This window comes from Achromobacter sp. 77 (assembly GCF_020541125.1).
Classification (GTDB): Bacteria; Pseudomonadota; Gammaproteobacteria; order Burkholderiales; family Burkholderiaceae_B; genus Achromobacter; species Achromobacter mucicolens.
On record NZ_CP059848.1, the window covers coordinates 909,318 to 936,284 of the forward strand.

Genomic DNA, 26,967 nt, shown 5'->3' on the forward strand with positions numbered 1-26,967 from the left:
AGCAATTATAGGAATGCGGGTTTCTGCTAACCTATAACTGATTTTTATTCTCAATATGTCGTGACCGACGGCCTCCCGCCGCCCGCGACTGACGCCGCCACGGAGTTGTACGCGCCATGAAGACCCGCATCGAAAAAGACACCTTTGGCCCCATCGAGGTGCCGCAAGACCATCTGTGGGGAGCCCAGACGCAGCGCTCGCTGCATTTCTTCGCGATCTCCACCGAAAAGATGCCGGAGCCGCTGGTCAATGCGATGGCGCGGCTAAAGCGTTCGGCGGCCAAGGTCAATGCCGACCTTGGTGAGCTGGACGCGCAGATCGCGGACGCGATCATGCGCGCCGCCGACGAAGTCATCGCTGGCAAGTGGCCCAACGAATTCCCGCTGTCCGTCTGGCAGACCGGGTCGGGCACGCAGAGCAACATGAACATGAACGAGGTGCTGGCCAATCGCGCCTCGGAACTCCTGGGCGGCGAGCGCGGTGAAGCGCGCAAGGTGCATCCGAACGATCACGTCAACCGCGGGCAGTCGTCCAACGACACGTTCCCGACTGCCATGCACGTGGCGGCGGCCGTCGAGGTCGAGCATCGCCTGCTGCCGTCGCTGAAGGCGCTGCGCGCCACGCTGGCGGAAAAGAGCGCCGCGTTCTACGACATCGTCAAGATCGGCCGTACCCACCTGCAGGACGCCACGCCGTTGACGCTGGGCCAGGAACTTTCGGGCTACGTGGCCCAGCTTGATCTGGCCGAACAGCAGATCCGCGCCACGCTGCCGGGCCTGCACCAGCTGGCCATCGGCGGCACGGCGGTGGGCACGGGCCTGAACGCGCATCCGCAATTCAGCGCCAAAGTGTCGGCCGATCTGGCCCATGCCACGGGCACGGCGTTCGTCTCGGCGCCCAACAAATTCCAGGCGCTGGCCTCGCACGAAGCGCTGCTGTTCGCCCACGGCGCACTGAAGTCGCTGGCGGCCGGCCTCATGAAGATCGCCAACGACGTGCGCTGGCTGTCGAGCGGCCCGCGGTCGGGCCTGGGCGAGATCAGCATCCCGGAGAACGAACCGGGCAGCTCGATCATGCCGGGCAAGGTCAACCCGACGCAGTGCGAAGCCATCACGATGCTGGCCGCGCAGGTCCTGGGCAACGACGTGGCGATCAACATCGGCGGCGCCAGCGGCAACTTCGAGCTGAACGTCTACAAGCCGCTGGTGATCCACAATTTCCTGCAGTCGGTGCGCCTTTTGACGGACGGCATGGCCAGCTTCGACAAGCATTGCGCCGCGGGCATCGAGCCCAACCACGAGCGCATTGCCGAACTCGTGGACCGGTCGCTGATGCTGGTGACCGCGCTGAATCCGCACATTGGCTACGACAAGGCCGCGCAGATCGCCAAGAAGGCGCACAAGGAAGGCCTGTCGCTGAAGGAATCGGCGCTGGCGCTGGGCTATGTGACCGAAGCGCAGTTTGCCGAATGGGTCGTGCCGGGCTCGATGACGAACGCGCACAAGGCTTCTTGAACGGGCTTGCGCCACCCGCATGAGATGGCCGCCCTTGCCGGGGCGGCCATTTTTTTGGGGGGGAAGGTCAGCCGCCGGCCAGCAGCAGCCACATCGGGATCGTGACGGCCGAGAACAAGGTGCCCAGCGAGATCAGCACGGCTACCATGCGGCCATCGCCGCCCATGCGCATCGCCAGCACGTAGGCCGCCGAGGCGGTGGGCAGCGCCGCGAAGAGCAGCAGCATGCGTGCTTCCAGCGGCGGCAGGCCGAGCAGGTGCGCCACCAGCAGCGCGACGGCGGGCAACGCGACGAGCTTGACCCCCAGCATCCAGGCAATCAGCGATCCGTAGCCCTTGCCGCCTTCCCATGCCAGACTGGCCCCCACGCAGAGGATGCCCAGTGCGATCGCCGCCGCGCCCAGCCGCGCAAGCACGGTGTCGACGGGGCCGGGCAGTTGCAGTCCCGCGAGATTGCAGGCCAGGCCCAGCAGCGTGGAGACCACGAGCGGATTGCGCGCCAGCTCGCGCAGCAGGTTGCCGCCGTTGTGCCGCGCCAGGCCGTACACGGCCGCGACGTTGGCCATGGGCACCGCAAAGCCGACGATCAGCGCCATGACGGTCTGGCCCTGGGTGCCCGCCAGACTGGCCGACAAGGCCAGGCCGATGTAGGTGTTGAACCGGTAGCCGCATTGCGCCGACGAGGCCAGCCCCAGCGACGAGGGCCGCAGGACCAGGCCCGCCAGCCACGCCATCGCCACGCCCGCGGCCACGACCGCGGCAGAAGCCTGCAGCAGCAGCGCCGCGTTGCCCGCCGTGATCGGGGTGCGCACGATCGCCTGGAACAGCAAGGCGGGGAACAGCACGAAGTAAACGAGGCGTTCCGTTCCGGCGAAGAATTCGCGCGAGAAACCCAGCTTGTGACGTAGCGCCCAACCCAGCGCGACCAGCATGAAATCGGGGAAAACCAGGAGGGCAACAGACATGGGAGAAGAGGTTTTTGCCGAGCGCCGAACGGTGACCGGCGCGCTATGCGGGTGTAAGCGTTTGCTGCTATTCTCCGACATTCTGGCGGGCGCTTGTGCCACAAGCAACTCATAAATGCAGCGCCGACACGCTGCGCACAAGCAATGCGCCCGCACCGTTATCTGCTGGTCCGTCTACAGGCGGACACAACACACAACGGGCCGTCTACAAACGGGCTCGCACTCTTGGAGGAAACACATCTATGAATAAGGTCCGCTCTCTGGCCGTGGCCATCGCCCTTGCTACCGGCGCAGCCGGCACGTTGGGCGCTTCGGTCGCACACGCCGCAGACAAGTACCCCAGCAAGGCCATCCGCGTGATCGTTCCGTTCGCGCCTGGCGGTTCCACCGACATCATTGCGCGTCTCGTGACGCAGCGCATGAGCCAGGAACTCGGCCAGCCCATGGTCGTTGAGAACAAGGGCGGCGCGGGCGGCGCCATCGGTGCGGCCGAAGCCGCGCGCGCGCCGGCCGACGGCTACACGCTGTCCATCGCCACCGTCTCCACGATGGCCGTGAACCCCGCTTGCCGTCCGAAGGACCTGCCGTACGATCCCATCAAGGACTTCCAGCCGGTCACCAACTTCGCCAACACCGCCAACGTCGTGGCCGTGAACCCCAAGTTCCCCGCCAAGGACTTCAAGGGCTTCATCGAAGAACTGAAGAAGAATCCGGGCAAGTACTCGTACGGCAGCTCGGGCACGTGCGGCGTGCTGCACCTGATGGGAGAATCCTTCAAGATGGCCACCGGCACCGACATCGTGCACGTGCCCTACAAGGGTTCGGGCCCGGCGCTCGCCGATGCCGTTGGCGGCCAGATCGAAATCCTGTTCGACAACCTGCCGTCGTCGATGCCGCAGATCCAGGCCGGCAAGCTGAACGCCATGGCCATCGCGTGGCCCGAGCAGATCGCCGCGGTCAAGGGCGTTCCGACCTTCAAGGAAGCCGGCTACCCGGTGCTGAACCAGCCCGTCTGGTATGGCCTCTTGGCGCCCAAGGGCACGCCGATGGAAGTCGTGAACAAGCTGCGTGATGCCGCCGTCGTGGCCCTGAAGGACCCGAAGGTCATCAAGGCGCTGGACGAGCAAGGCTCGGCGCCGTCGGGCAACACGCCGGAAGAGTTCGCCAAGGAAATCCAGGAACAGTTCGACTGGGCCCAGGACGTCGTCAAGAAGCAGAACATCAAGCTGGACTGATGTTTCGCGGGGCAGGCGGGTCTGCCCCGATCGACATTGCAGCGGGCGCCTTCGGGCGCCCGTTGTGCTTTGTGGCTATCAGACCCGCGCGTCCAATCCTTCCAGCAGTGCGGCGCAGGCGGCGCGCAGGCGCTCGATCAGGTCCCGGTGCAGGGCGGAAAGCGGATCCTGGTTGCGCGTCATGATGCTGATCGGCACCCGCAGCGCGGGTTCCAGGCGGCGCAGGGTCATGCCGGGACGCAGCATGGCTTGCGCGGTGATGGCGTCGACGATGGCGTCGCCGCATCCCGCGTCCACCAGCGCGCACGCCACGTAATGCGTCTGCACCTGGATGGCGACCTGCGGCGCCAGGCCCTGGGCGTCCAGCGCCAATTGCAGCAATGCGCCGGATGCGTCGCTGGCGTCCAGCACGATCAGCGTATCGGCTGCCGTGGGGGAGCCCGACGCACCGGCGCCCGACGCAGCGGCGCCCGACGCACCGGCGCCCGACGCTTCTACGCCTCTCGCTTCCGACAGCTCCGACAATCGCAGCGGACCCTGCGCGGCGCGGCGGCTCAGGTGCACGAGCTCGGTGTGGCCCAGCCCCATGCGCGTGAGGCCGGGGTAATCGTTGGTGTCGAACGTGATGGCCAGATCCAGTTCGCGCGTCAGCAGCCCCTGAACCAGCTCGGCGCTGTGATGCGTGTGGATATCGAACGTGATGCCGGGCTGCGCGTCGCGGCTGTCGCGCACGACGCCGGGCAGCAGGCCAAGTCCCAGCGCGGGCGCGCAGCCCAGGCGCAGATGGCCGTTGGGCCGGTCGCGCAGGTTGGACGCCAGCCGGCGAACACTGCTCAGGTCCTGGCTCAGCCGCGCGATCTCGGGCGTCAGGATCTCTGCCTCGCGCGTGGCGACCAGCCGGCCCTTCACCCGGTCAAACAGCTTGAAGCCAAGCTGGCTTTCGGCATGCGCCAGCAGCTTGCTGGCGGCGGGCTGGGAAATGTGCAGCGCGGCGGCGGCTTCGGTCAGGGATCCGGTGCGGCGGATCGCTTCGAATATCTCGATGTGGCGCAGGCGCATGGCGCAAACGGGGGCTCTGGTGATCCGTAAACCGCGATTCTAAGCCGGAAGGCGCGCATGGGCAGCGGCGCAGACCTTTGACTATCATGGACGCCTGCCGGACGTCCGGCGATCACCGGAGCTTTCCATGCGCCTACGCCGCCACGCCGCCCTGCTGCTCGCCGCCGCCATCGCCGGCCTGCCATTCGCATCCGCCAGCTGGGCGCGCACGCCCGCGGCGGAAGACCTGAATCCCGAAGCCGCCAGCGGCGTCCAGAAGCGCGAGCTCGTGCGCGCGCCGCATTTCATGATGGTGTCCGCCAACCCCCTTGCCAGCCGCGCGGGCGAAGCCATGCTGCAGCGCGGGGGCAGTGTGGTCGACGCGGCCATCGCCACGCAACTGGTGCTCAATCTGGTCGAGCCGCAGTCGTCGGGCATCGGCGGCGGCGCCTTCATGGTGGTGTATTCGGCGGCAGACGGACAGATCCGCACGTACGACAGCCGCGAGACCGCGCCCGCGGCGGCGCGGCCCGACCGCTTCCTGGATGCCGAGGGCAAACCGCTGCCCTTTGCACAGGCCGTCAACAACGGCATGTCGGTCGCCGTGCCCGGCCTCTTGCGCGGGCTGGAACTGGCGCACAAGGCGCAGGGCAAGCTGCCCTGGGCCGATCTGTTCCAGCCGGCCATCGAACTTGCGGAATCGGGCTTTGCGGTGTCGCCGCGCCTGCACGCGCTGCTGGCCGGCAACAAGGCGCTGCCGCAACAGGCCGCCGCCGCCGCGTACTTCTACGCGCCGGACGGCAGGCCGTGGCCCGTGGGCCACGTGCTGAAGAATCCGGCGTTCGCGCGCACCCTGCGCGCCGTGGCCTCGCAGGGCGCCGACGCCTTCTACCAGGGCGACATTGCGCGCGACATCGTGGCGGCGGTGCAGGGCCACGAGAAGCCCGGCGACCTGGCCTTGAAGGATCTGGCGGACTATCGCGCCAAGACGCGCGATCCGGTGTGCGGCGCGTACCGCGGCTATCAGCTCTGCGGCATGGGGCCGCCCAGCAGCGGGCCCATCGCCGTGTTGCAGATGTTGGGCGAGCTGGAGCAGTTCCCGCTCAGCCGGTATGCGCCCGGCACGGTGCAGGCCGTGCACTATTTCTCGGAAGCCGGCCGGCTGGCCTTTGCCGACCGCGATTTCTACGTGGCGGACCCCGACTTCGTGCGCGTGCCGGTGCGCGCCTTGCTGGACCCGGCGTATCTGCGTGCGCGCGGTGCCCTGATCCAGCCGGATCGCAGCATGAAAGTGGCGCTGCCCGGCGATCCCGAAGGCAAGCTGCTGTCGCTGGGCAAGGACAACGCGCTGGAGCTGCCGTCCACCAGCCACCTGGTGGCGGTCGACGCGCAGGGCAATGCCCTGACCATGACGACCACGATCGAAAGCGAATTCGGCAGCAAGATCTTTGTGCGGGGCTTTCTGCTCAACAACGAAATGACCGATTTTTCGTCGTCGTTCAAGGACCCCGAAGGCCGGCTCGTGGCCAATCGCATCGAACCGGGCAAGCGGCCGCGCAGCTCGATGGCGCCGATGATGGTGCTCAAGGAGGGCAAGCCGTACCTGCTGGTGGGCTCGCCGGGCGGCAGCGCCATCATCAACTACGTCGCCAAGACGCTGGTGGGCGTGCTGGACTGGAATCTGGACATCCAGTCGGCGATCGACCTGCCCAACATGGGCAGCCGCAACAAGGAAACCGAACTGGAGAAGGGCACGGCGTTGGAAGCGCTGGCACCAGAGCTTGAGCGCATGGGACACCCCGTGCGGATCACCGAGTTTCCCAGCGGCATCCACGGCATCGTCATTGACGCCAAGGGACTGGAAGGCGGCGCGGATCCGCGCCGCGAAGGGCTTGCGGTGGGCGGCTGAAGCGCTCCCGGACCGTTGCCGCGCAGCCGCGCGCCAGCGATCCGGGAGCCTGCGGCCCTTGCGGCATCACTCCAGCGACGACGGGTCCAGTTCCATCCTGGACTCGCGGCGCCGCGCCAGCCAGGTCACGAACCACATCACCACGCCCAGCAGCAGCAGCCAGCCGGCGACCTGGTACTGGATCACGTCACGGCCGGTCAGCGGGGTGACCAGGAACAGGCAGGCCGCGGCGCCCACCCACGGGACGAGGCGGTTGATGGAGAAGTGACGATGCGCGACCTTGTCGCGCCGCAGGACCAGCACCGCGACGTTCACGAAGGCGAACACGCCCAGCAGCAGCAACGCCGTGGTGCCGCCCAGCGCGCGGATCGCCTGCGAGTCGGTCAGCGAGACCAGGATGATGAGGCCGAAGGCCAGCGCCGTCGTGAACAGGATGGCCGTCCACGGCGTCTGGTTCTTGCGGTGCACGTGCGCCAGGAAGGACGGCAGCACACCCTGGCGCGACATGCCGTACAGCAGGCGGCTGGCCATCATCATGTTGATGAGCGCCGAGTTCGCCACCGCGAACATCGAGATGATCGGCATGATGTACTCCACCGGCAGATCCGGCGCGGCGCGCTTGACCACCAGCACCAGCGGCGTGCTGCTCTTGGCCAGTTCGCCCACCGGCACCAGCGCAACGGCGCAGATGGACACCAGCACATAGATGAGCGCCGTGATGCCCAGGCCGGTCAGCATGACCTTCGGGAAGATGCGGCTGGGATCGTGCGTTTCCTCGGCCATGTTGACCGAGTCCTCGAAGCCGACCATGGCGAAGAACGCGAGCGCGGTGGCCGAGGTCACCGCCAGGAACACGCTCTTGTCCTCGGGCGTATCGAACGCGACGACGCGCGAGAAATCCGCCTGGCCGTCGGAGATGGCGTAAAAGCCCAGCAGGATGACCATCAGCAGGCCCGACAGCTCGATCAGCGTGAGCACGACGTTGGCGCGTACGCTTTCAGTCGCGCCACGAAAATTGACCAGCATGACCAGCGTCATGAAGCCCAGCGCGCCAAGGGTGATCCAGTGCTTTTCGGCCTCGATGCCCATCGCGGCGAACAGGTTGGCGGCGAAGGCCTGCGAGGCGGTGGCGGCCGACGTCAGGCCGGAACACATGACGGTAAAGCAGACGATGAACGTCAGGAAGTGCACGCCGAACGCCTTGTGGACGTAGAGCGCGGCGCCGGCGGCGCGCGGGTACTTGGTGACCAGTTCAAGGTAGGAAAGCGCGGTCAGCAGGGCCACCCCGAAGGCCACCAGGAACGGCAGCCAGGCCGCGCCGCCGACTTCGGCGGCCACCTGCCCGGTCAGCGCATACACGCCAGTGCCCAGGATGTCGCCAACAATGAATAGCAGCAGCAGTTTCGGGCCCATCACCCGTTTCAGCTGGCCGTGGTCTTGTGAGTCGTTCGTGGCCATAGTCTTTTATTTCCTCTTATGTGGCTCGGGAAAAGCGTGCGGGGAGCAACGCGAGATGCGGAAAAAAGTCTAAGGCGGCAATCGGGCGGCGTGCTGAAACCAAATGTCTAAGTTGTTGCGCGCGGGGCGGCGGCTCTCTTGGGGAAAAAAAAGCCCGGCGGGCGCCGGGCGGGTCATCGATGCGGGATCAGTTCTGCCCAGATGGCGGCGCCAGGTCTGGCGGCAGCTTGCGCAGCGTGGCGGGCGTGCGCGACAGCTTGATGGGCGATCCCACGCCCTTGTAGTCGCCCTGTTCCAGCACCATGCCGCGATGACGGGTGTGCGGATGAGCCAACGCCTGGTCCACCGTCTGCACGGCGGCAGCGGGCACGCCCGCGCGCAGCAGCTGGTCCGCTAGCGTGGCCGCCTCATGGCGGGTCAGCAGGGCGGCAAGGTCATCGCGCAGTGCCTGGCGGTTGCGCAGGCGGTCCGCGTTGGTGGCGTAGCGCGGGTCCTCGGCTAGCGCGGGGGCGTCCAGCGTTCGGGCCAGCATTGCAAACTGGCGGTTGTTGCCGACGGCCAGGAAGATCGGGCCGCTTGCGGTGGGCAGCGTTTCGTAGGGGGCAATGTTGGGGTGCGCGTTGCCGCTGCGCTGCGGCACCTTGCCGCTGTAGAAGTAGTTCGGCGCATGCGGGTGCAGCAGCGACAGCGCGCAGTCGTACAGCGTGATGTCCAGGAATTGTCCCAGCCCGCTGCGCGTGCGCTCATTCAGGGCCAGCAGGATGGCCACCGCCGCGTTCAGGCCCGTCACCATGTCCACGACCGGCAGCCCCACCCGGGTTGCCTCGCCGTCCGCCTCGCCGTTCACGCTCATCAGGCCGCACATGGCCTGCGCGCAGGCGTCGTAACCGGGCAGCCCGCCCAGCGGACCATCCGAGCCGAAACCGCTGACGCGGCAGTGGATGAGCGCGGGGAAGGCCTGCTTCAGGTCGTCGTAGCCCAGGCCCCACTTTTCCAGCGTGCCGGGCTTGAAGTTCTCGACCAGCACGTCGGCGTCGGCCAGCAGGTGGCGCAGCAGTTCCTGCCCGGCGGGCTGCGACAGGTCCAGCGTCATGCCGTCCTTGTTGCGGTTCACGCCAACGAAATACGAGGCGGTCTCGCCCAGGAAGGGCGGGCCCCAGCCGCGCGTCTCGTCGCCGCCGGGCGGCTCGATCTTCAGCACGTCGGCGCCGTGGTCGGCCAGGATCTGGGTGCAGTACGGGCCGCCCAGCACGCGCGACAGATCGATCACCTTGCAGCCCGCGAGGGCGCCGGCATTGGGTAGGGTTTGGGCCATGGCTATGCTTCGCGTCAGTCGATGGAAACGTTGGCGCTCTGGATCAGTTCGCGCCACTTGGGGACTTCGGTGGTGATGAAGCTGGACAGGCCCTGCGGCGTCTTGTCCTGCGCCTCGACGATGCCCTGCGTGCGTAGCGTCTGCGCGATCGTGGGATCGGCGAGGGCGGTCTTGAAGGCCTGGTTCAGCGTGTTCACCACATCGGCGGGCGTGTCCTTGGGGGCGACGATGCCGAAGAAGACGCTGACGTCATAGCCTTTCAGGCCTTGTTCTGACAGCGTGGGCAGGTCGGGCAGCGCATCCGAACGCTGGGCGCTGGCCAGCCCGATGGGGCGCAGCTTGCCCGCCTTGATGTAGGGCAGCGCGGTCAGGATGTCGGTGAACGACATCGACACCTGTCCGCCCAGCAGGTCGTTCAGCGCGGGTCCGGTGCCCTTGTACGGGATGTGCATGATCTTGGTGCCGGCCATGCGGTTGAACAGGATGCCGGCCAGGTGCGACGACGCGCCATTGCCGGACGAGGCGTAGCTCAGCTTGTCCGGGTTCTTCTGGGCGTACGCGATCAGTTCCTGCAGGTTGTTGGCGGGCACCGAGGGGTTCACCACCAGGATGTTGGGCAGGTGGCCGATGCGGATGATGGGCGCGAAACTGGTCTCGGGGTTGTAGTTCTGCTTTTTGTACAGGCTGACGTTGATGGCCAGCGGGCCGGACGTGCCGAACAGGATGGTGTAGCCGTCGGGCTTGGCCGAGGCGACGTATTCGGAGCCGATGTTGCCGCCCGCGCCGCTGCGGTTTTCGACGATGACGTTCTGGTTGAGGGGCTCGCGCAGCTTTTCGGCCAGGCGGCGCGCCAGCGCGTCGGTGGGGCCGCCCGGCGGAAAGGGCACCACCAGCGTGACCGGCCGGGCCGTGGGGAAGGCGTCGGCCGCCACGACGGGCGTGGCGGCGATGGCGGCGGCCGCCAGGAACAGGGGGGCAAAATAGCGTTTCATGCGTGTCTCCAGTGGATGACGCGCCGGCTGTGCCGCCGGCGTCGGGTTACCGCGAAAGCCCTGACAGGGGCTACAGCGCGTAGTGCAGGATGGCCTGGCAGGCCGCGCTTTCGTCAGGCGGGATGGCGTAAGGGTCGCGCGGCGCCAGACGGTGCAGCAGCACCTGGTCGGCCAGCCGTGCACGGGTTTCCAATCCCGCGCCGGTGGCTTCCCACCGCAGCGCGGCCATGGATACGGCGTGATAAAGCAGCGACGCGGCCTGGCGGGCCAGCTGCGCATGGTCGCCCTGCGCGGCGTGTTCCGCCAGCGCATAGGTCTTTTCCAGGGCGCTGGCCTGCATGCCGGCCAGTTCGGGCGGGCAGGGCGCGCCATCCGCCAGCAGGCGGTCGATGTGGCTGCGCAGCGCCGGCAGGGAGTTTTCTTTCTTGATGGCGCGCAGCACGTCCAGCGCGACGATGTTGCTGGTGCCTTCCCAGATCGAGCCCAGATGCGCGTCGCGCACCAGGCGCGGCTCGGTCCATTCCTCGATGTAGCCGCAGCCGCCGCGCACTTCCATCGCGTCGCCGGTGACCTTGCGCGCGTCGCGGCACGCGCGGAACTTGATCAGCGGCGTCAGGATCCGGGCCAGCGCGGGGTCGGCCGCACCCAGGTCCGCATCGGCCAGCGCACGCGCCGTCTGGAACATGACGCTGCGCGCCTGTTCCGCCCACACGGTCATCTTGACGAGCTGGCGCTGCATGAGCGGCATGTCGATCAGGCGCTTGCCGAACGCGCGGCGGTGCTGCGACACGTAGATGGCCTCGGTGACCGCGCGGCGCATCAGGCCCGCGGCGCGCATGCCGTTGGACAGGCGCGAGTTGTTGATCATGTCGGCCATGTGCTTGAAGCCGCGGCCGCGTTCACCGACCAGCCAGGCGACGGCGCCCTCCAGGCGGATCTCGCCGCTGGCCATCGAACGCGTGCCCAGCTTGTCCTTCAGGCGCAGGATGCGGTAGTGGTTGTGCGTGCCGTCGGCCAGGTCGCGCGGCAGCAGAAAGAGCGACACGCCCTTCAGTCCCGCGTCCGGTTCGCTGCGCGCCAGCACCATTGCGAAACCGGCGTCAGGGTTCGAGCAGAACCACTTGTCGCCGTGGATGCGCCAGGTGCCGTCATCCTGCGGCTGGGCCGTGACCTCGGTGGCGCTGACGTCCGAGCCCGCGCCCTGTTCGGTCATGAACATGGCGCCTTGGCGCAGCGTGTCGAAATCCTGCGAAGTCACCCGCGGCAACACGCGCTCGACCAGCGCGGGATCGCCGAACTTGCGCAGGGTGCGCGCCAGCGAGTCGGTCATGCTGACGGGGCAGCACAAGCCGAATTCGGCCTGCACGAAAAGATGGCTGAGCGCGTACTTCGCCGCGGCGGGCATGGGCTCGGGCCAGCCCAGCACGCCGCCCCGGTGGGACAGCGCCGCCAGGCCGAATTCGCTGTAGGCCAGGCGTTCAAGTTCGACGTACGCGGGATGCTTGTCGATGCGGGATTCGTCCGTGCCGGCGCGGCTGCGCACCGACAGCGTGGGCGGGTGCTTGTCGGCGACCGATGCCAGTTCGTCCATGACGCCGCCGGCCAGTTCGCCCAGCCGGCTCAGATGCGGCAGCAGGTGCGCATGCAGCTCGGCGGGCAGGTAGCGGCGGCTCAGCGCCTCGGCGTAGGGGTCGGCATCGAACAGATTCAGCCCCCGGGAGTCCGGTACGGGCGTGGCGGTGGCGGCAACAGGCAAGACGGGCGTATCCATGGCGGCATCCGGGTCGGGACGGGAGATGCCCTATGTTGCGGGGGTTGATTCATCTACTCAAATACTGTTTTGATGTAGATCAATCCAAAATAAATATAGATATGCCCAAAGGAGGGACGCATGGATCTTGAACCGCGTCTGCTGCGCTACTTCATTGCCGTGGCCGAAGAGCGCCATTTCAGCCGGGCGGCGGCGCGCCTGCATATTTCGCAGCCGCCGCTCAGCTACGCGATCCGCCAACTGGAAGAGAACATCGGCGCGCGCCTGCTGGCCCGCACCAGCCGGCACGTCGAGCTGACCGACGCCGGCCAGGCGCTGTACCACGAAGCGGTGATCCTGCTGCGCCAGGCCGAGGAGGTCCGCACGCTGGTGCGCCAGGTGGATGCGGGCCTGCGCGGCCGGCTGCGCATCGGCTTCGTGGGGTCCATGCTGTATCGCGGACTGCCCGCGCTCTTGAACGTCATGCGCAAGGAATTGCCCGACGTGGAGCACGTGCTGACCGAACTGAACTCGAACGACCAGATCGAGGCGGTGCGGCGCGGCGAGCAGGACCTGGGCTTCATCCACGCCAATCCGGTGCCGGAAGGCGTGCAGGCGCGCGACCTGATGGCCGAGCCCTTCGTGGTGTGCCTGCCCGACGCGCATCCGCTGGCAGATCGCCAGACCCTGCGGTTGACGGAACTGGCGCGGGACGACTTCGTTTTTTTCGCGCGCGCGGCGTCGCCCAGCTATTACGAAACGGTATTGGCCATGTGCGTGTCGGCCGGCTTCATGCCGGCGATCCGGCACGAGGTGCGCCACTGGCTGAGCGTGGCCTCGCTGGTGTCGCAGGGCCTGGGGGTGTCGATCGTGCCGGCCTGCCTGTCGCGCAGCGGGCTGGCGGGCACGCGGTTCATCTCGTTCGAGCACGAGGCGCGCTCGATCAGCCAGGTGATCTGGCCGGATGCGGCGCGCTCGCCCTTGCAGGAGCGCGCGGTGGCGCTGGTGGCGCAGGCGTTTGCGCCGTTGCAACCCGCCCCTGCAAGGGCCTGAGGATCAGCGGAACACGACGGTCTTGTTGCGGTTCAGGAGGATGCGGTGTTCGACGTGGCTGCGCACCGCGCGCGAGAGCACCAGGGATTCGATGTCGCTGCCCACCTGGGTCAGGTCCTGCGCCGTCATCGTGTGGTCGACGCGTTCGATGTCCTGGTCGATGATCGGGCCTTCGTCCAGGTCCGACGTCACGTAGTGCGCCGTGGCGCCAATGATCTTCACGCCGCGCGCATGCGCCTGGTGGTAAGGGCGCGCGCCCTTGAAGCTGGGCAGGAAGCTGTGGTGAATGTTGATCGCGCGGCCGGTCAGGGCGCGGCACATGTCGGCGGACAGGATCTGCATGTAGCGGGCCAGCACGACCAGGTCGATGTTTGCCTCGTCGACGATCTTGAGCACCTGCTTTTCCTGTTCCAGCTTGGTGTCGGGCGTGACCGGCAGGTAGTGGAACGGAATGTTGTAGGTTGCCGCCAGGCTGGCGTAGTCGTTGTGGTTCGAGACGATGGCCGCCACTTCGGCATGCAGGTGGCCGCTGTGTACGCGGAACAGCAGGTCGTTCAGGCAGTGGCCCTGCTTGCTGACCATGATGAGCAGGCGCTCCTTGCGGCGCGCGTCGTGCAGCTTGAGCTCCATGCCGTAGTCGGCGGACATCGCGTCCAGGCGGGCGCGCAGGTCGTCGGCGGACGCGCTGACCGGCAGGTCGAAGTGCACGCGCAGGAAGAAGCGGCCCGTCTCTTCGTCGCCGAACTGCTGCGAATCCAGGATGTTGCAACCCAGTTCGAACAACAGGCCGCTGACGCGGTAGACGATGCCGGTGCGGTCGGGGCAGGACAGGGTCAGGATGTAGTCGTTGTGCTGCATGGCAGGAATGGCTGAATAAGAGAAAAGGGAAGCGGGCGGGGTCAGGCGGACAGGCGCGCCAGGGTTTCTTCCGCCAGGGCCAGGCTGGAGGTCAGCCCGGGGGATTCGATGCCGAACAGGTTCACCAGGCCGGGCACGCCGTGAACGGCGGGCCCCGCGATGACGAAGTCCGCGGCCGGTTCGTGCGGTCCGGAGATCTTGGGGCGGATGCCCGTGTAGCCGGGCGCCAGCGCGCCGTCGGGCAGGGCGGGCCAATAGCTGCGCACGGCTTCGTAGAACACATCGGCGCGGGAGGGATCGAGCGTGTAGTCCTCGGTGCCCACCCATTCGGTGTCGGGGCCGAACTTGGCCTGGCCGCCCATGTCCAGCGTCAGGTGCACGCCCAACCCGGCATGCTGCGGCACCGGGTAGATCAGGCGCGAGAACGGCGCGCGGCCGGACAGCGTGAAATAGCTGCCCTTGCACAGGTAATCGGCGGGAATGCTGTCCGCCGGCACGCCCTCGATGCGGCGCGCCAGCGCGGGCGCCTGCAGGCCGGCAGAATTGATCAGCACGTTGCAGGTCAGGCTCATGGCGTCGTCGCCGCCGAATTGCAGCTCGAAGCCGCCTTCAGGCCGGACGCGGCCCGACGCGAGCGGCGTATGGAAGACGCACTGGGCGCCCGCGTTCTCGGCGTCGCCCTGGAACGACAGCATCAATGCGTGGCTGTCGACGATGCCGGTCGACGGCGACACCAGCGCGGCGGTGCACTGCAGCGCGGGCTCCAGGCGCATGGCTTCTTCGCCCGAAATGAATTGCAGGTCGTCCACGCCGTTGGCGCGGGCGCGCTGGGCGATGCCTTCAAGCTGGGTGGCCTGCTCGGGGCTGGTGGCCACGATGAGTTTGCCCAGCCGGCTGTGCGGCACGCCGCGTTCGGCGCAGTACGCGTACAGCAGATGCTTGCCGCGCACGCACAGGCGCGCCTTCAGGCTGCCGGCGGGGTAGTAGATGCCTGCGTGGATGACTTCGGAGTTGCGCGAGCTGGTGCCGGTGCCGATGGCCTCGGTGGCTTCGGCGACCAGGACTTCGCGGCCCGATTGGGCCAGTGCCCGGGCGATGGCCAGGCCGACGACGCCGGCGCCGATGACGACGCAATCGACGTCGGCGCTCATGGCTTGGCCTTTTCTGCGCGGGTGCCGGCCGGCGTCAGATCGAACCCGCCGGCGTGAAAGACCAGCGGCGGTTCGCCGCTATGTCCGCAACGTTCGACTTCTCCGACCATGATGACGTGATCTCCCTCGACGTAGCGGCTGCGGTTGCGGCATTCGAACCAGGCGGCGCAGTGGCCGTCCAGCATCGGCGTGCCACCCGGGGCATGGTGCACCTGCAGCCCGGCATAACGGTCCCGCGTCTTGCCCGTCGCGAAGCGGCGCGCCAGCGCGATCTGGTCGGCGCTCAATACGTTCACGACGTAGCGCTCGCACTGTTCGAAGGCGTCCAGCGACGACGAACCCAGCGACAGGCTCCACAACACCAGCGGCGGATTCAGCGAGACCGAGTTGAACGAGCTGACGGTCAGGCCGATGGGGGCGCCGTCCAGGCCGGTGGTCGTCACGACCGTCACGCCGGTGGCGTATCGGCCCAAGGCGGTGCGAAAGAAGACGGAGTCGAAATCAGGGGAGGAGGCGGACATGCAATAGACAGTTCGGTCGGGCGCAGGAGGCGCCCGGCGGATGGACGCCCCGCGTCGGGGCGTCCCGTATCAGGGAGACAGGCGTTCGATCTTCCAGCCCGCCCCGTCCGCCACGTAGCGCAGGCGGTCGTGCAGGCGGGACGGGCGGCCCTGCCAGAATTCAAAGGCCGTGGGCTTGAGGCGATAGCCGCCCCAGTGCGGCGGACGCGGCGGCTGTTCGCCGAAACGCTCGCGGAATTCTTTTTCGCGGGCTTCCAGCTCTTCACGGGTGATGGGCTGGCTCTGGCGCGAAGCCCAGGCGCCGATGCGCGAGCCGGCCGGGCGGCTGTGATAGTAGGCGTCCGACTCTTCGGCCGCCACCTTTTCGACCACGCCCTCGATGCGGACCTGGCGTTCCAGCGGCTGCCAGAAGAACAGCAGGCTGGCGCGCGGCTCGGCCTGCAGGTCCAGGCCCTTGCGCGATTCGTAATTGGTGAAGAACGTGAAGCCCTGCTCGTCAAACCCCTTGATGAGGACGATGCGGGCGCTGGGCTGGCCGCTGGCGTCCACCGTGGCCAGGGTCATGGCGTTGGGTTCGGGCACCTTGGCGGCCAGGGCCTCGTCGAACCAACGGGTGAATTGCTCGAACGGCGAGGAGGCTGCCTGGCTTTCCAGCAGCACATTCTTTTCGTAGCTTTGACGCAGATCAGAGACGGACATGGTCTTGGGGGTTCAGCGTTGATAACACGGAGTTTATACCGCCTGGGAGACCGGCCCCTCATTGACCCCGCGCAGGCCCCGGACAAGTTTGCCGCCTCCAGCCTCGGGGGCGCGTCACGGACCCTCGGGCAGCGGGTGGCCGTCCAGCTCCAGCCGGCGGGCAATGGCGTCGAGCCGGGCGTCGTGGATGCCGGCGGACCGCAAGGCCTGGGCCGTCTGCACCACGTAATCCGTGCAGGGACCGTAGCGTCCCGCCGCGCGGCGCACGATGGCCAGCAGTTCCGCCTCGGGCAGGGCCCGGATATAGGCGGGGTTGTCGCGGTTCATGATGAAGACCAGCGCCCGGACGACGCCTTCGTCCGTGGCGCAGTTGATCCAGCGGGGCAGATAGGCGCCGGTGGACATCTCGCGCTCCCAGAGGGCGGGAAAGTAATGGGGGACCTGTTCCCCGGCCAGGCGGTACACCACGCCCCGGCAGGATCCGCCGCGGTCCAGGCCGAACACCAGTCCCGGGCACTCGGGCGTGCCCCGGTTCACCCGCGACCACAGGCAAAGCGCCCGATGGTGGCCGCGCAGCGTGGCCAGGCGGCGTTCCATGAAATCGAAATCCGGGCGCCAGATAAGCGATCCGTACCCGAATACCCATACATCTTCCCCAGCCGGCCAGTGCCGCAGCGCGTCGTCGAGCGAGGCTTGCCGTTCCTCGGGCGTCCAGAGCCGGAAGGGCAGCGTGGCGCCGGAGAGGTCAGAGTGGGATGACTGCTTGTTCACGACGACGTATTCCGTTCAGACTCGTGCGGAGGGTTGCGGTTGGCCCAGCCCCCGGCCATCAGCGCCACGGAGTAGGCCCAGAAAAGCGGGGCAACGCCAATTACCGCACCCAGCGCCCCGAAGGTCAACGGCAGGGAGACCTGCGAACCGTTGATGAGCGCCATGCGCAGGCCCACCGCCTCGGCCGCGCGGCCGGGGGGCGAGTGCTGGTGCAGCAGGGCCAGCATGCTGGGCTGACAGCAGCCCAGGGCCAGGCCCAGGATGAAAGACAACACGATCAGGACGGTAACGTCGGTGAACAGCGGGTAAAGCATGAAGTCGATGGCCGCGGTCGCCATCGCCACGCGCACCAAGGTCCAGGACCGGACGCGGCGCTGGATAAGGGGCAGAATCAGGCGGATGACGAACGTTGCCGCCGCGAAGGAGGCAAGAATGAGGCCGATGGTGGTGGCGGACAACCCGATCGCCACGCCAAAAATCGGCACGACGAACAGGTGGGTGTCCCATGCGCCGGACAAAATCGTGTTGACCATGAGAATGCGGCGCAGCGCGGGCACGGCCAGCAGTTCGGTCACGCGACGGCGCTGGGCCTCGCGCACGCCGGTGATGGCTGCATCCACGGCCTTCAATTGATGACGCAGGCTGTACAGGCCGACCGCCGACAGCAGCGGGCCGACCGCCAGAAGGCCGAATGCCGTCCGCGTGCCCAGGTGGTCGATCGCCAGCCCGGCAATCAGCGGACCGGAGAAGCCTGACCCGGCCAGCGCCAGTGACATGAAGGAGAAGTTGCGCAGCCGCTGCTCGGGCTCGGCGTGCCCCAGCAAATCCTGTGTGGCCACCTGGTGCAGCATGAAGCCGATCCCGATGGCGCAGGACGCCACCAACAGTGCGGACTGCGTTTGCGAGATAGAGGGCAGTAGCGTGCCGAAGGCGACCAAAGTGGTGCCGATGACAAGGGGACGCACGATGCCGACGCGGTCCACCCAGCGTCCCGCCCGCACCGAGAACAGCATCGGCAGCACGGCAAACACGGCGACCAGCGTGCCGACCGTGAACGTGGACAGCCCCATCTGCAGCGCCGTCAGGGAAACGGTGATCCGTCCCCCAGTCAGCGCCACATGATTCATCATTGCCAGCAGGCACAAAAGCACCGCCCCGGAAAATTCCGGGGAACTGGATGGCGAGGAGGGGGATCTGTTGGAGGTAGACACGGCTTAACTGCATTCATTCTGTTCGTAACATCCGTCTATGTCGAGGCGACGCTTTTTTGCGCTGCGTCATCGGGTGACTAGTCACTCTGCGGAGTTAACAGGCTCTAGCGGACAAGTCCCGCGCTTATTCGGCAAGATGACGGCACGTTCACGGCAGGTGCGGTAAAACGGTTCCGCAACCTCCCGGGGATCGTTGTATCGTTCACGCAACGGAACCCTCCGCACGGTGCAATCCGTCTCTGGTTTTCACCGCTTTTTTGCCGCATTACGGCGCCGCAGATGGCGCCCGCCGTTCCCATCGTCCAGGTTCAATGAAAAAGTCCCGCAGCAAGTTCAAGCGCTACGCCCTGATAGCCGCCATCCTCCTGCTTCTCGTTTTTGGCGCGCGCGCCGCGTTCTTCTCGGCCCCGCCGCCGCCCACGTTCGCCGTGGCCGAGGTGTCGCGCGCGGACCTGGAGGACAGCGTGCTGGCCAGCGGCACCATCGATGCCATTGAGCGGGTCAGCGTGGGCGCGCAGGCCACCGGCCAGTTGAAGTCCCTGAAGGTGGAACTGGGCGACCGGGTGAAGAAGGGCCAGCTGGTGGCCGAGATCGACGACCTGACCCAGCAGAACGAGCTGCGCAACGCCGAAGCTGCGCTGCAGACCCGGCGCGCCGAGCGGGCCGCCAAGGTGGCCACGCTGAAACAGGCGGAACTGGCGTTCAAGCGCCAGCGCCAGATGCTGGCGGCCGACGCCAGCTCGCGCGAGGCCTACGAAACGGCCGAGGCCACGCTGGCCGTGACCCGCGCCGAGATCGCCTCGCTGGACGCGCAGATCGCCCAGGCCGAGATCCAGGTCGACACCGCGCAGGTCAATCTGGGCTACACGCGGATCGTCTCGCCGATCGACGGCATGGTGGTGGCGGTGGTCACCAAGGAAGGCCAGACGGTCAACTCGATCCAGAGCGCGCCCACCATCATCAAGGTGGCGCAGGTGGACACCATGACGATCAAGGCGCAGATCTCCGAGGCGGACGTGACGCGGGTCAAGCCCGGCCTGCCGGTCTACTTCACCATTCTCGGCGAACCCGACGAGCGCTACCGCGCCACGTTGCGCGCGGTGGAACCGGCCCCGGATTCCATCCAGAAGGAAGATGCGGCGTCTTCGTTGACCTCATCCTCCAGCACCTCCACCAGCGCCGCGGTCTATTACAACGGCCTGTTCGACGTGCCCAATCCCGACGAGAAGCTGCGCATCTCGATGACGGCGCAGGTCTTCATCGTGCTGGGTGAGGCCAAGGACGCCGTGGTGGTGCCCGCCTCGGCGCTGGGCAAGCGCGGCAAGGACGGGCGCTATGAGGTGCGCGTGGTGCTGGACGGCAACAAGACCGAGACGCGGCAAGTGCGCATCGGAATGAACAACAATGTGCAGGCGCAGGTGCTGGAAGGCCTGGAGGTGGGCGAACGCGTCGTGTCGGCGGATTCCTCGCCGGCCGTCGCCAAGCCGGGAGCCTGACATGGGCGGCCCGCTCATTTCCCTGTCTGGCGTGCGCCGCGAGTTTCCCGCGGGCGACCAGACGATTGCGGTCCTGAAGGACGTCAACCTGTCGATCGAGGCGGGCGAGATGGTCGCCATCGTGGGGGCGTCCGGCTCGGGCAAGTCCACGCTGATGAACATCCTGGGCTGCCTGGACCGGCCTACGCGCGGCGACTACAAGGTCGACGGCCGCAGCACCGGCGAACTGGACCCCGACGAACTGGCCGAACTGCGCCGTGAGCACTTCGGATTCATTTTCCAGCGTTACCACCTGCTGGCGGACCTGAGCGCGCAGGGCAACGTGGAGGTGCCGGCCGTCTACGCGGGCAAGCGCCGCGAGGCGCGGCTGGAACGCGCCTCGGCGCTGCTGGCGCGGCTGGGGCTGGCCGATCGCACTGGCCATCGGCCCGGCCAGCTGTCGGGCGGCCAGCAGCAGCGCGTGAGTATCGCGCGGGCGCTGATGAACGGCGGCGACATCATCCTGGCCGACGAGCCCACCGGCGCGCTGGACACGCATACCGGCCAGGAAGTGCTGCGCATCCTGGAGGAACTGAACGCGGCGGGGCACACGATCATCATCGTCACGCACGATATGAACGTGGCGCGCCACGCCCAGCGCATCATCGAGATCAGCGACGGCGAGATCGTCGCGGACAAGCGCAACCCCGATGCGCCGCGCCATCAGATGACTCGGGACGAGACGCCGGAAATGGCCCAGCGCCCGGCGTGGCAGGCCTATCTGGACCGCTGCGGCGAGGCGCTGCGCATGGCCTTGCTGGCCATGAACGCGCACCGCCTGCGCACGTCGCTGACGATGCTGGGCATCATCATCGGCATCGCCGCCGTGGTGTCGGTGGTGGCGCTGGGCGAGGGCTCGCGGCGCAAGATCCTGGAAGACATCAGCGCGATCGGCACGAACACGGTCGAAGTTTTCCCGGGCAAGGACTTCGGCGATGAAAAGGCGGTGAACATCCGCACGCTGGTGCCGGCCGATGCCGACGCGCTGGCGCGCGAGTCGTATGTGGACAGCGTGACGCCGGAAGTGGGCACGAGCAATACGCTGCGCTACCGCAATGTATCGGTGAACGGTTCGATCCAGGGCGTGGGCGAACAGTACTTCCGCGTGCGCGCGATCAAGCTGGCTGAAGGAAAGTTCTTCGACGAGACCAGCGTGGCGCGCCGGGCGCAGGAGGTGGTGATCGACGAGGGCACGCGGCGCGCGCTGTTCGGATCGCACACCGAACCGATCGGGCAGGTGATCTTTTTGGGATCGATGCCGGCGCGGGTGATCGGGGTGACGCAAAAGAAGGACACGGTGTTCGGCAACAATGATTCGCTGAACGTGTGGATCCCGTACACGACGGCGCTGTCGCGGGTGCTGGGGCAGCAGCACCTGAAGAGCATCACGGTGCGCGTGAACGACGCGACGCCGCCGGCTGCGGCCGAGCAGGCCATCGTGCGGGTGTTGACGCGCCGGCACGTGGTGAAGGATTTTTTCGTGTTCAACACGGACGCGGTGCGCAAGACGATCGAACGCACGACGGCGACGATGACGCTGCTGGTGTCGCTGATCGCGCTGATTTCGCTGATGGTGGGCGGTATCGGGGTGATGAACATCATGCTGGTGTCGGTCACCGAGCGCACGCGTGAGATCGGGGTGCGCATGGCGGTGGGCGCGCGGCGCAGCGACATCATGCAGCAGTTCCTGATCGAGGCGGTGCTGGTGTGCCTGATCGGCGGCGCGGTCGGCATCCTGTTGTCGCTGGGACTGGGCGTGCTGGTCAGCAAGGCCACGGGCGGCTCGTTCCAGATGATCTATTCCACGGCATCGATGGTGGCGGCATTCACGTGCTCGACGCTGATCGGTGTGATTTTTGGCTATCTGCCGGCGCGCAATGCGGCGCGCCTGGATCCCGTCGAGGCGTTGGCCCGGGAATGAGGAAGATGAGAGCAGTTTCTTTTTTGTGCAAACCGCTGGGCGTGGCGCTGCTGCTGGCGCTGGGTGGCTGCGGCAGCCTGCTGCGCACTGATTACGAGCCGCCGGCCGCCAGCGTGCCGGCGTCCTGGACCCACGCGCGCCCGGCTTCCGATGCCGGCGCAGCGGCGTGGCTGGCGGAGGGCGGGGCCTGGTGGCGCAATTTCGACGATCCGGTGCTCAATGGGCTGGTGGAGGCGGCGCTTGCGCGCAACAACGATCTGGCGGCGGCGGCGATTCGCGTGCGCCGGGCGCAGTATCAGGCGGGATTGGCGGACGACCAGCTGATGCCGCAGTTCGGTGGCGACGCAAACGTGTCGCGGGTGCGCAATCTGTATGGCGACCGCACGATCACGCGAGCCAATTCGGCCGAGCTGACGGTGAGCTATCAGGTCGATCTGTGGGGCAAGCTGGCGCGCCAGCGCGACGCGGCGCAGTGGGAGGCACTGGCGACGGAACAGGACCGCCAGAGCGCGGCCCTGTCGCTGGTGGGCACGACGGCGACGCTGTATTGGCAGACGGCATTCATCAATCAGCGCATCGCGAGCAGCGAGGAGAGCATCGCCTACGCGCGCCGCACGCAGGATCTGGTGCGGGCGCAGTACGCGGCGGGCGGGGCGTCGGCCCTGGAGCTTGCGGAGGCGGAGCAGACAGTGGCAAGCCAGCAGGCGGCGCATGCGCTGCTGGTGCAGCAGCGGGTGGAATACATCAATGCGCTGACGATTCTTTTCGATGGCCCGCCGGATCGCATCACGGCGGATCCGGCGCGGCTGCCGTCCAGCGCATTGCCCGAGGCGCGGGCGGGCGTGCCGGCGGAGCTGCTGGGGCGGCGCCCGGACCTGCGCGCGGCGGAACTGCGGTTGCGGGAGTCGCTGGCAAACGTGGACGCGACACGGGCAAGCTTTTATCCGCCGGTGACGTTGACGGGGGCGCTGGGCAGTTCGAGCCCGACGTTGTCGGATGTGCTGAAAAATCCGATCGGGACGCTGGGCGCGGGGTTGACGCTGCCATTCCTGCAGTGGAATCAGATGCAGCTGAACATCAAGATCTCGAAGACGGATTACGAGGAACGGGTGGTGACGTTCCGGCAGGCGCTGTATCAGGCGATGGCGGATGTGGAAAACGCGTTGTCGAATCGCACGCAGTTGTCGGTGCGGGCGCAGCAGCTGGATCTGTCTTTGCGGGCGGCTCGGGAGGCTGAGCGGCTTTACGAAGTACGGTACCGGGCGGGGGCGGTGCCGCTGCGGGATTGGCTGGATGCGCAGGAAAAGCGCCGGGTGGCTGAGGTGGCGCGGGACGAGAACATGCTGAACCGGTTGGTGAATCAGGTGACGGTTTACCAGGCGTTGGGGGGGGATGATGTGGTGGCTGTTGACGGGGATGGGCTGCGGGGGTGATTCCTTGCTTGTGCTCGGGGCGAGATGCGCTGATGCGGCCTTCGGACGGGGGCTTACTGCTTCGTTGGGGGGGGCGTTCTTAAGACGTCCGGCGCGGCGGTTTGCGTCGGAAGGCGGTGGCAGGCATCGATCTTGGTTCTTTTGACGCCCGGCGCGTCGGCGGCCTGGGGCGCGCGGGGCTACGATTGCGGTCCGGAGCCTTCGCTCCGGACTTCCCCTTCGTCATCTTCGTCAGCGCCTTCGGCGCTTCCTTCAGATTCCCTCGGGCGCATCTACACGCCCCGCGCACCCCAGGCCACCGCCACACCGGGCTCGGGTGAGTTCAGCTTGGCGGACGCCGGGGCGGGTGGGGTTCTTAAGGTTCTTGCCTGGGCTTGCGCGGCTTTGAAGCATTTTGCGGGGCCCGCGCCCGGTTGGCCGCGCGGGCGGCCTCCGGGGGCTTACGCGGTGTCTTGCGTCCGGGGATGACGCTTCGCGCTTGCGGTGGGGGGCGGACGCCGCTGCCTCCGGTGTCTGACACCCTTGGGGCACATCCTTGGTATGACGGCAGTCTCTGCAGGGTGTCAGACACCTTGTCTACACCTTGTCTGCTTGAATGGGGCGGATGGGTTGGCGGCCGGCTGCCATAAAATGCGGTCCATGAACTCGCCCGAACTCATTCCTGAACCCGCCGATCTCGACCGTCGTTTTGGCGCGCTGTCGCGCCTCTATGGTCCTGAGGCGCCTTCGCGTATCCGTAATGCCCATGTTGCCGTTGCCGGGCTTGGCGGCGTGGGGTCGTGGACGGTGGAGGCGCTTGCTCGTTGCGGGGTGGGGGCGTTGACGCTGATCGATCTGGATCACATTGCCGAATCCAACGTCAATCGGCAGATCCATGCGTTGAGTTCGACGCTTGGGCAATCCAAGGTCGACGCGATGGCCGAGCGGGTGTTGGCGATCAATCCGGAATGCCGCATCACACGGGTGGACGATTTTGTGTCGCCGGAGAACGTGGGCGAGGTGTTGCCGGGGCCTTATACGGTCATCATCGATTGCACGGACCAGGCGGCCGCGAAGATTGCGATGATTTTGCATGCGCGGGCGCTTGGGGTGCCGATGCTGCTGTGCGGGGGCGCGGGCGGGAAGACGGATCCGTTGGCGTTGCGGGCGGGGGATCTGTCGGGGGCGGTCAATGATGCGCTGCTCTCGAAGCTGCGCAACAAGCTGCGCCGCGAGCATGGGTTTCCGCGGGCGTCGGACAAGAACGGCAAGGCGCTCAAGCGTGTGCCAAAGATGGGCGTGCATGCGTTGTGGTTCGACCAGCCGGCGATTTTGCCGGATGCGTGGACCCGCCCTCGTGAAGGTGAAGATGATATGGGCGCGTCGGGGTTGAACGTGGCGCCGCAGGGCTTGTCTTGCGCGGGTTATGGGTCGGTGGTTACCGTGACCGCCGCCATGGGCATGGCGGCGGCGAACGAGGCTTTGCGGCTGGCGGTCTGAGGGCCGCCGGGGTGGGGGCGCCTCCATGCCTGAGCGCCGCGGTGCCTCAACGGTCAGACGCCACGTCGCTGCGTCCGGCGCGCAAATGACTCATAGCGCCACAAACACCACGCCATCCTCAATCCGTACGGGATACGTCGCGATGTTCTCGCGCAGCGGGGAACACAGGGCGCGGCCATCGCGGATGTCGAAGCGGCCCTGGTGCAAGGGGCATTCGATTTCGTGGCCGGTGAGGAAGCCGTCGCAGAGTCTGGCGTTGCCGTGCGTACAGAGGTTGTCGGTGGCGTAGACCTCGCCGTCGACGCCGTATAGCGCGATCTCCTTGCCGCCCGCCTCGACGGCGATGACGTCTTCGTCGGGCACGTCATCGCGTTCGATGGCCTTGATCCATTGCACAGTCATTGTTTGTCTCCGGGTCAGATGGGGTAGATCAGCGAGTTCGGGATCAGCTCGCTGTCGAAGATGCATAGCCGCGATTCGAATTTCAGGCCGTCGGGCGTCTGTCGGATGACGTCCAGATAGCGGCCGACGTTGAAGACGGTGGTGAGCTGGCTGGGCTTGGTGCGGAAGATGGCGTAGTTGGCCTCGGATTCGATGCGGCCATCCTGCGCCAGCAGCACGCGTGGGGCGCCGACGACGTGGCGCTGGTAGTAGGGGTCGTGGAAGATGGTTTCGGTGGCGCCGTAGATGCGGTCGCGCAGCATGCCGCGGCTCTCGAAGGCCATGGTCGCGAGCGGAAATCCGCGTTCGTGGTTCTCGCGCGGCAGCACCTTGTAGACGCAATCTTCCACGAAGAAGTCGGGCCATTTCTCCCATTCGCCGGCGTCCAGCGCGGCCGCGTAGTCGGTGTAGAGGCGGGTGAGCTGGTAATAAAGCGGAAAGTCCAGCATGTCACGCCTCCATGACGCGGCGCCAGTACGCGTACATGCCGCGTATGAGCGTTTCGGTGACCATGTGGTCGGTGTTTTCGGCGGTCTTGCCGCCCAGTTCGGCGACGCTGCGGTGCCACGGCTTCTGTTCAAAGCCGGATTGCGAGAATTCGATGACCTCGCCGTCGTCGGCGGACACGAAACCGGCGGGCCCGAACAGGTTGGCCTGGCGCAGGCGGCGTTGGGTCATGTCGGGGGTGTCGTCGGCAAATCCGAAATGGGTCCAGACAAAGTCGAAGGCGTCATGGCCGACGGGCTGGATGTGGCGGGTGGACAGCGAGTTGACCTGCTGCTGGATGATGACGCTGGGAAACAGCGTCATGAGTACGGCGGTGGGGCCGTTCCACCAGGGTTCCTGCACGATGTCCAGGAAGCGGTCGTCGTTCAGCGACATCTGCTCCTTGAAGCTGGACACGCCGCTGGTGACGGTGCTTTTGCCGCCCTGGCCGCGCGTGGAAATCATGGCGGCGTGGCGGAAGTGGCGGTCCATCTTCAGTTCGGACCGGTTGTCCGCGCGCCATAGCCCGAAGGTGACGAACCAGGTGTGCAGGAGGCCGGGGTGGTAGGGGTCTTTGATGTTCTCCTGCATCAGCTTCCAGTTGCCGGGAATGCGCTGGCGGCTGTAGCCGTGGATTACCAGTTCGCGGCCGTCGAAGACGCGGTCGAAGTAATGCGCGATGTCGGGGCCCAGGTAGTCTTCCAACGGTTCGACGTCATGGTCGAAGGACGCGAAGACGACGCCGTTGCGCGCGGCCACCGCCAGCTTGGTCAGGCCGTGGTCCTCGGGCTTGAAGTCGGGCGGCATGCCGCCGTTGATCTTGCCGTCCTGCTTGACGCCGCGGCGGAAGGGCACGCCGATCAGGTTGCCTTGCAGGTCGTAATTCCATTGGTGGTACGGGCAGACAAACTCGCTGCGGTTGCCGGCGCGTTCGCGGCAGAACTGCACGCCGCGATGGGCGCAGACGTTTTCCACGACGCGGACCTGGCCGTCGTTGTCGCGCAGGAGGATGACGGAGCGCTCGCCCACGACCGTGCGTTTGAAGTCGCCGGGATTGGGGATCTCGGCTTCAAGGCCCACGTAGCTCCAGTGGCCGCGGTAGAAGAAGCGATCCAGTTCCCGCTGGTGCAGCGCCGCGTCGGTGTAGACGCCGAACGGGATGCGATGTGAGCCGTCGCCTTGCCAGGGCGGGACGATATGGATGGGATGCTCGGGGGCGTTCATGGACGGCCC

At 67.0% G+C, this 26,967-nt stretch carries 23 protein-coding genes; 8 read left to right on the forward strand and 15 right to left on the reverse strand.

Going from position 1 to position 26,967, the window contains the following annotated elements; translation table 11 throughout:
- Positions 1-116: 116 nt before the first annotated feature.
- Entirely contained in the window at positions 117-1,514 is a 1,398-nt protein-coding gene (gene fumC, locus H4P35_RS04110; RefSeq protein WP_128830010.1) for a class II fumarate hydratase, read from the forward strand.
- A gap of 67 nt (positions 1,515-1,581) precedes the next feature.
- Here the strand turns inward: fumC and H4P35_RS04115 are convergent, their stop codons facing one another.
- Positions 1,582-2,559, reverse strand: coding sequence for an AEC family transporter (locus H4P35_RS04115; RefSeq protein WP_370638954.1), 978 nt, complete (start codon positions 2,557-2,559; stop codon positions 1,582-1,584).
- A gap of 161 nt (positions 2,560-2,720) precedes the next feature.
- Here H4P35_RS04115 and H4P35_RS04120 point away from each other — a divergent pair, with 161 nt between their 5' ends.
- Positions 2,721-3,713: a tripartite tricarboxylate transporter substrate binding protein BugE gene (locus tag H4P35_RS04120; RefSeq protein ID WP_056321009.1), complete on the forward strand. Its 993-nt coding sequence runs from the start codon at positions 2,721-2,723 to the stop codon at positions 3,711-3,713.
- 78 nt (positions 3,714-3,791) lie between these two features.
- Here H4P35_RS04120 and H4P35_RS04125 read toward each other — a convergent pair whose 3' ends face one another.
- The gene (locus H4P35_RS04125; RefSeq protein ID WP_226848225.1) at positions 3,792-4,772 is read right to left on the reverse strand and encodes a LysR family transcriptional regulator; all 981 of its coding nucleotides are present in this window, start codon (positions 4,770-4,772) and stop codon (positions 3,792-3,794) included.
- Between the two features lie 127 nt (positions 4,773-4,899).
- Here H4P35_RS04125 and ggt point away from each other — a divergent pair, with 127 nt between their 5' ends.
- Positions 4,900-6,660, forward strand: coding sequence for a gamma-glutamyltransferase (gene ggt / locus H4P35_RS04130; protein ID WP_226848227.1), 1,761 nt, complete (start codon positions 4,900-4,902; stop codon positions 6,658-6,660).
- Between the two features lie 66 nt (positions 6,661-6,726).
- On the opposite strand, the gene H4P35_RS04135 is transcribed toward ggt, so the two are convergent.
- The 4 genes from H4P35_RS04135 to H4P35_RS04150 form a co-directional block, all read right to left on the reverse strand.
- Positions 6,727-8,118, reverse strand: a complete 1,392-nt coding sequence (locus H4P35_RS04135; RefSeq protein ID WP_056321019.1) for an APC family permease — start codon at positions 8,116-8,118, stop codon at positions 6,727-6,729.
- A gap of 187 nt (positions 8,119-8,305) precedes the next feature.
- Complete coding sequence (locus tag H4P35_RS04140; protein ID WP_226848229.1) at positions 8,306-9,433, reverse strand: CaiB/BaiF CoA-transferase family protein; 1,128 nt, start codon at positions 9,431-9,433, stop codon at positions 8,306-8,308.
- 14 nt (positions 9,434-9,447) lie between these two features.
- Positions 9,448-10,425: a tripartite tricarboxylate transporter substrate binding protein gene (locus H4P35_RS04145; RefSeq protein WP_226848231.1), complete on the reverse strand. Its 978-nt coding sequence runs from the start codon at positions 10,423-10,425 to the stop codon at positions 9,448-9,450.
- 70 nt (positions 10,426-10,495) lie between these two features.
- Positions 10,496-12,196 carry an acyl-CoA dehydrogenase family protein gene (locus H4P35_RS04150; RefSeq protein ID WP_226848233.1) on the reverse strand — a complete coding sequence of 567 codons (1,701 nt, stop codon included), beginning with the start codon at positions 12,194-12,196 and terminating at the stop codon, positions 10,496-10,498.
- Positions 12,197-12,316: 120 nt separating this feature from the next.
- On the opposite strand from H4P35_RS04150, the gene H4P35_RS04155 reads away from it, so the two are divergent.
- On the forward strand, positions 12,317-13,228 hold the full coding sequence (locus H4P35_RS04155) for a LysR family transcriptional regulator (RefSeq protein WP_226848235.1): 912 nt from the start codon (positions 12,317-12,319) through the stop codon (positions 13,226-13,228).
- Positions 13,229-13,231: 3 nt separating this feature from the next.
- On the opposite strand, the gene purU is transcribed toward H4P35_RS04155, so the two are convergent.
- From purU to H4P35_RS04185, 6 genes are all read right to left on the reverse strand, one after another.
- On the reverse strand, positions 13,232-14,086 hold the full coding sequence (purU, locus tag H4P35_RS04160) for a formyltetrahydrofolate deformylase (RefSeq protein WP_056321032.1): 855 nt from the start codon (positions 14,084-14,086) through the stop codon (positions 13,232-13,234).
- A gap of 41 nt (positions 14,087-14,127) precedes the next feature.
- Positions 14,128-15,237 (reverse strand): NAD(P)/FAD-dependent oxidoreductase, encoded by a 1,110-nt coding sequence (locus H4P35_RS04165; RefSeq protein ID WP_226848237.1) that lies wholly within the window; start codon positions 15,235-15,237, stop codon positions 14,128-14,130.
- Positions 15,234-15,758 carry a flavin reductase family protein gene (locus H4P35_RS04170; RefSeq protein ID WP_056321038.1) on the reverse strand — a complete coding sequence of 175 codons (525 nt, stop codon included), beginning with the start codon at positions 15,756-15,758 and terminating at the stop codon, positions 15,234-15,236. The genes H4P35_RS04165 and H4P35_RS04170 overlap by 4 nt, the downstream gene beginning before the upstream one ends.
- 69 nt (positions 15,759-15,827) lie before the next feature.
- Positions 15,828-16,457 (reverse strand): pyridoxamine 5'-phosphate oxidase, encoded by a 630-nt coding sequence (gene pdxH, locus H4P35_RS04175; RefSeq protein ID WP_056321041.1) that lies wholly within the window; start codon positions 16,455-16,457, stop codon positions 15,828-15,830.
- 114 nt (positions 16,458-16,571) lie between these two features.
- Positions 16,572-17,228: a gamma-glutamylcyclotransferase gene (locus H4P35_RS04180; protein WP_108005390.1), complete on the reverse strand. Its 657-nt coding sequence runs from the start codon at positions 17,226-17,228 to the stop codon at positions 16,572-16,574.
- On the reverse strand, positions 17,225-18,439 hold the full coding sequence (locus H4P35_RS04185) for an MFS transporter (protein WP_226848239.1): 1,215 nt from the start codon (positions 18,437-18,439) through the stop codon (positions 17,225-17,227). Before H4P35_RS04185 ends, H4P35_RS04180 begins: the two co-directional genes overlap by 4 nt.
- A 311-nt stretch (positions 18,440-18,750) precedes the next feature.
- On the opposite strand from H4P35_RS04185, the gene H4P35_RS04190 reads away from it, so the two are divergent.
- The 4 genes from H4P35_RS04190 to H4P35_RS04205 all read left to right on the forward strand — a co-directional run bounded on the left by H4P35_RS04190 (position 18,751) and on the right by H4P35_RS04205 (position 24,807).
- Positions 18,751-19,935: an efflux RND transporter periplasmic adaptor subunit gene (locus H4P35_RS04190; RefSeq protein WP_226848241.1), complete on the forward strand. Its 1,185-nt coding sequence runs from the start codon at positions 18,751-18,753 to the stop codon at positions 19,933-19,935.
- 1 nt (position 19,936) lies between these two features.
- Entirely contained in the window at positions 19,937-21,895 is a 1,959-nt protein-coding gene (locus tag H4P35_RS04195) for a MacB family efflux pump subunit (protein ID WP_226848243.1), read from the forward strand.
- 5 nt (positions 21,896-21,900) lie between these two features.
- Positions 21,901-23,328, forward strand: coding sequence for an efflux transporter outer membrane subunit (locus H4P35_RS04200; protein ID WP_226848245.1), 1,428 nt, complete (start codon positions 21,901-21,903; stop codon positions 23,326-23,328).
- Between the two features lie 630 nt (positions 23,329-23,958).
- Positions 23,959-24,807, forward strand: a complete 849-nt coding sequence (locus tag H4P35_RS04205; RefSeq protein ID WP_370638955.1) for a ThiF family adenylyltransferase — start codon at positions 23,959-23,961, stop codon at positions 24,805-24,807.
- A 90-nt stretch (positions 24,808-24,897) separates the two neighbouring features.
- Here H4P35_RS04205 and H4P35_RS04210 read toward each other — a convergent pair whose 3' ends face one another.
- From H4P35_RS04210 to H4P35_RS04220, 3 genes are read right to left on the reverse strand one after another with little or no spacing between them, the layout of a single operon-like run.
- Entirely contained in the window at positions 24,898-25,209 is a 312-nt protein-coding gene (locus H4P35_RS04210) for a non-heme iron oxygenase ferredoxin subunit (RefSeq protein ID WP_226848249.1), read from the reverse strand.
- A 14-nt stretch (positions 25,210-25,223) separates the two neighbouring features.
- Positions 25,224-25,697 carry a nuclear transport factor 2 family protein gene (locus H4P35_RS04215; RefSeq protein ID WP_056321061.1) on the reverse strand — a complete coding sequence of 158 codons (474 nt, stop codon included), beginning with the start codon at positions 25,695-25,697 and terminating at the stop codon, positions 25,224-25,226.
- 1 nt (position 25,698) lies between these two features.
- Complete coding sequence (locus H4P35_RS04220) at positions 25,699-26,958, reverse strand: aromatic ring-hydroxylating dioxygenase subunit alpha (RefSeq protein ID WP_226848251.1); 1,260 nt, start codon at positions 26,956-26,958, stop codon at positions 25,699-25,701.
- Positions 26,959-26,967: the final 9 nt, after the last annotated feature.

Coding starts and splice junctions, on each gene's coding strand:
- H4P35_RS04125 (WP_226848225.1), bottom strand. CDS start 4,772: ATGCGCCTGCGCCACATCGAGATATTCGAAGCGATCCGCCGCACCGGA.
- H4P35_RS04120 (WP_056321009.1), top strand. CDS start 2,721: ATGAATAAGGTCCGCTCTCTGGCCGTGGCCATCGCCCTTGCTACCGGC.
- pdxH (WP_056321041.1), bottom strand. CDS start 16,457: ATGTCCGTCTCTGATCTGCGTCAAAGCTACGAAAAGAATGTGCTGCTG.
- H4P35_RS04115 (WP_370638954.1), bottom strand. CDS start 2,559: ATGTCGGAGAATAGCAGCAAACGCTTACACCCGCATAGCGCGCCGGTC.
- ggt (WP_226848227.1), top strand. CDS start 4,900: ATGCGCCTACGCCGCCACGCCGCCCTGCTGCTCGCCGCCGCCATCGCC.
- H4P35_RS04210 (WP_226848249.1), bottom strand. CDS start 25,209: ATGACTGTGCAATGGATCAAGGCCATCGAACGCGATGACGTGCCCGAC.
- purU (WP_056321032.1), bottom strand. CDS start 14,086: ATGCAGCACAACGACTACATCCTGACCCTGTCCTGCCCCGACCGCACC.
- H4P35_RS04200 (WP_226848245.1), top strand. CDS start 21,901: ATGAGAGCAGTTTCTTTTTTGTGCAAACCGCTGGGCGTGGCGCTGCTG.
- H4P35_RS04135 (WP_056321019.1), bottom strand. CDS start 8,118: ATGGCCACGAACGACTCACAAGACCACGGCCAGCTGAAACGGGTGATG.
- fumC (WP_128830010.1), top strand. CDS start 117: ATGAAGACCCGCATCGAAAAAGACACCTTTGGCCCCATCGAGGTGCCG.
- H4P35_RS04190 (WP_226848241.1), top strand. CDS start 18,751: ATGAAAAAGTCCCGCAGCAAGTTCAAGCGCTACGCCCTGATAGCCGCC.
- H4P35_RS04150 (WP_226848233.1), bottom strand. CDS start 12,196: ATGGATACGCCCGTCTTGCCTGTTGCCGCCACCGCCACGCCCGTACCG.
- H4P35_RS04205 (WP_370638955.1), top strand. CDS start 23,959: ATGCGGTCCATGAACTCGCCCGAACTCATTCCTGAACCCGCCGATCTC.
- H4P35_RS04145 (WP_226848231.1), bottom strand. CDS start 10,425: ATGAAACGCTATTTTGCCCCCCTGTTCCTGGCGGCCGCCGCCATCGCC.
- H4P35_RS04215 (WP_056321061.1), bottom strand. CDS start 25,697: ATGCTGGACTTTCCGCTTTATTACCAGCTCACCCGCCTCTACACCGAC.
- H4P35_RS04165 (WP_226848237.1), bottom strand. CDS start 15,237: ATGAGCGCCGACGTCGATTGCGTCGTCATCGGCGCCGGCGTCGTCGGC.
- H4P35_RS04170 (WP_056321038.1), bottom strand. CDS start 15,758: ATGTCCGCCTCCTCCCCTGATTTCGACTCCGTCTTCTTTCGCACCGCC.
- H4P35_RS04140 (WP_226848229.1), bottom strand. CDS start 9,433: ATGGCCCAAACCCTACCCAATGCCGGCGCCCTCGCGGGCTGCAAGGTG.
- H4P35_RS04195 (WP_226848243.1), top strand. CDS start 19,937: ATGGGCGGCCCGCTCATTTCCCTGTCTGGCGTGCGCCGCGAGTTTCCC.
- H4P35_RS04220 (WP_226848251.1), bottom strand. CDS start 26,958: ATGAACGCCCCCGAGCATCCCATCCATATCGTCCCGCCCTGGCAAGGC.
- H4P35_RS04155 (WP_226848235.1), top strand. CDS start 12,317: ATGGATCTTGAACCGCGTCTGCTGCGCTACTTCATTGCCGTGGCCGAA.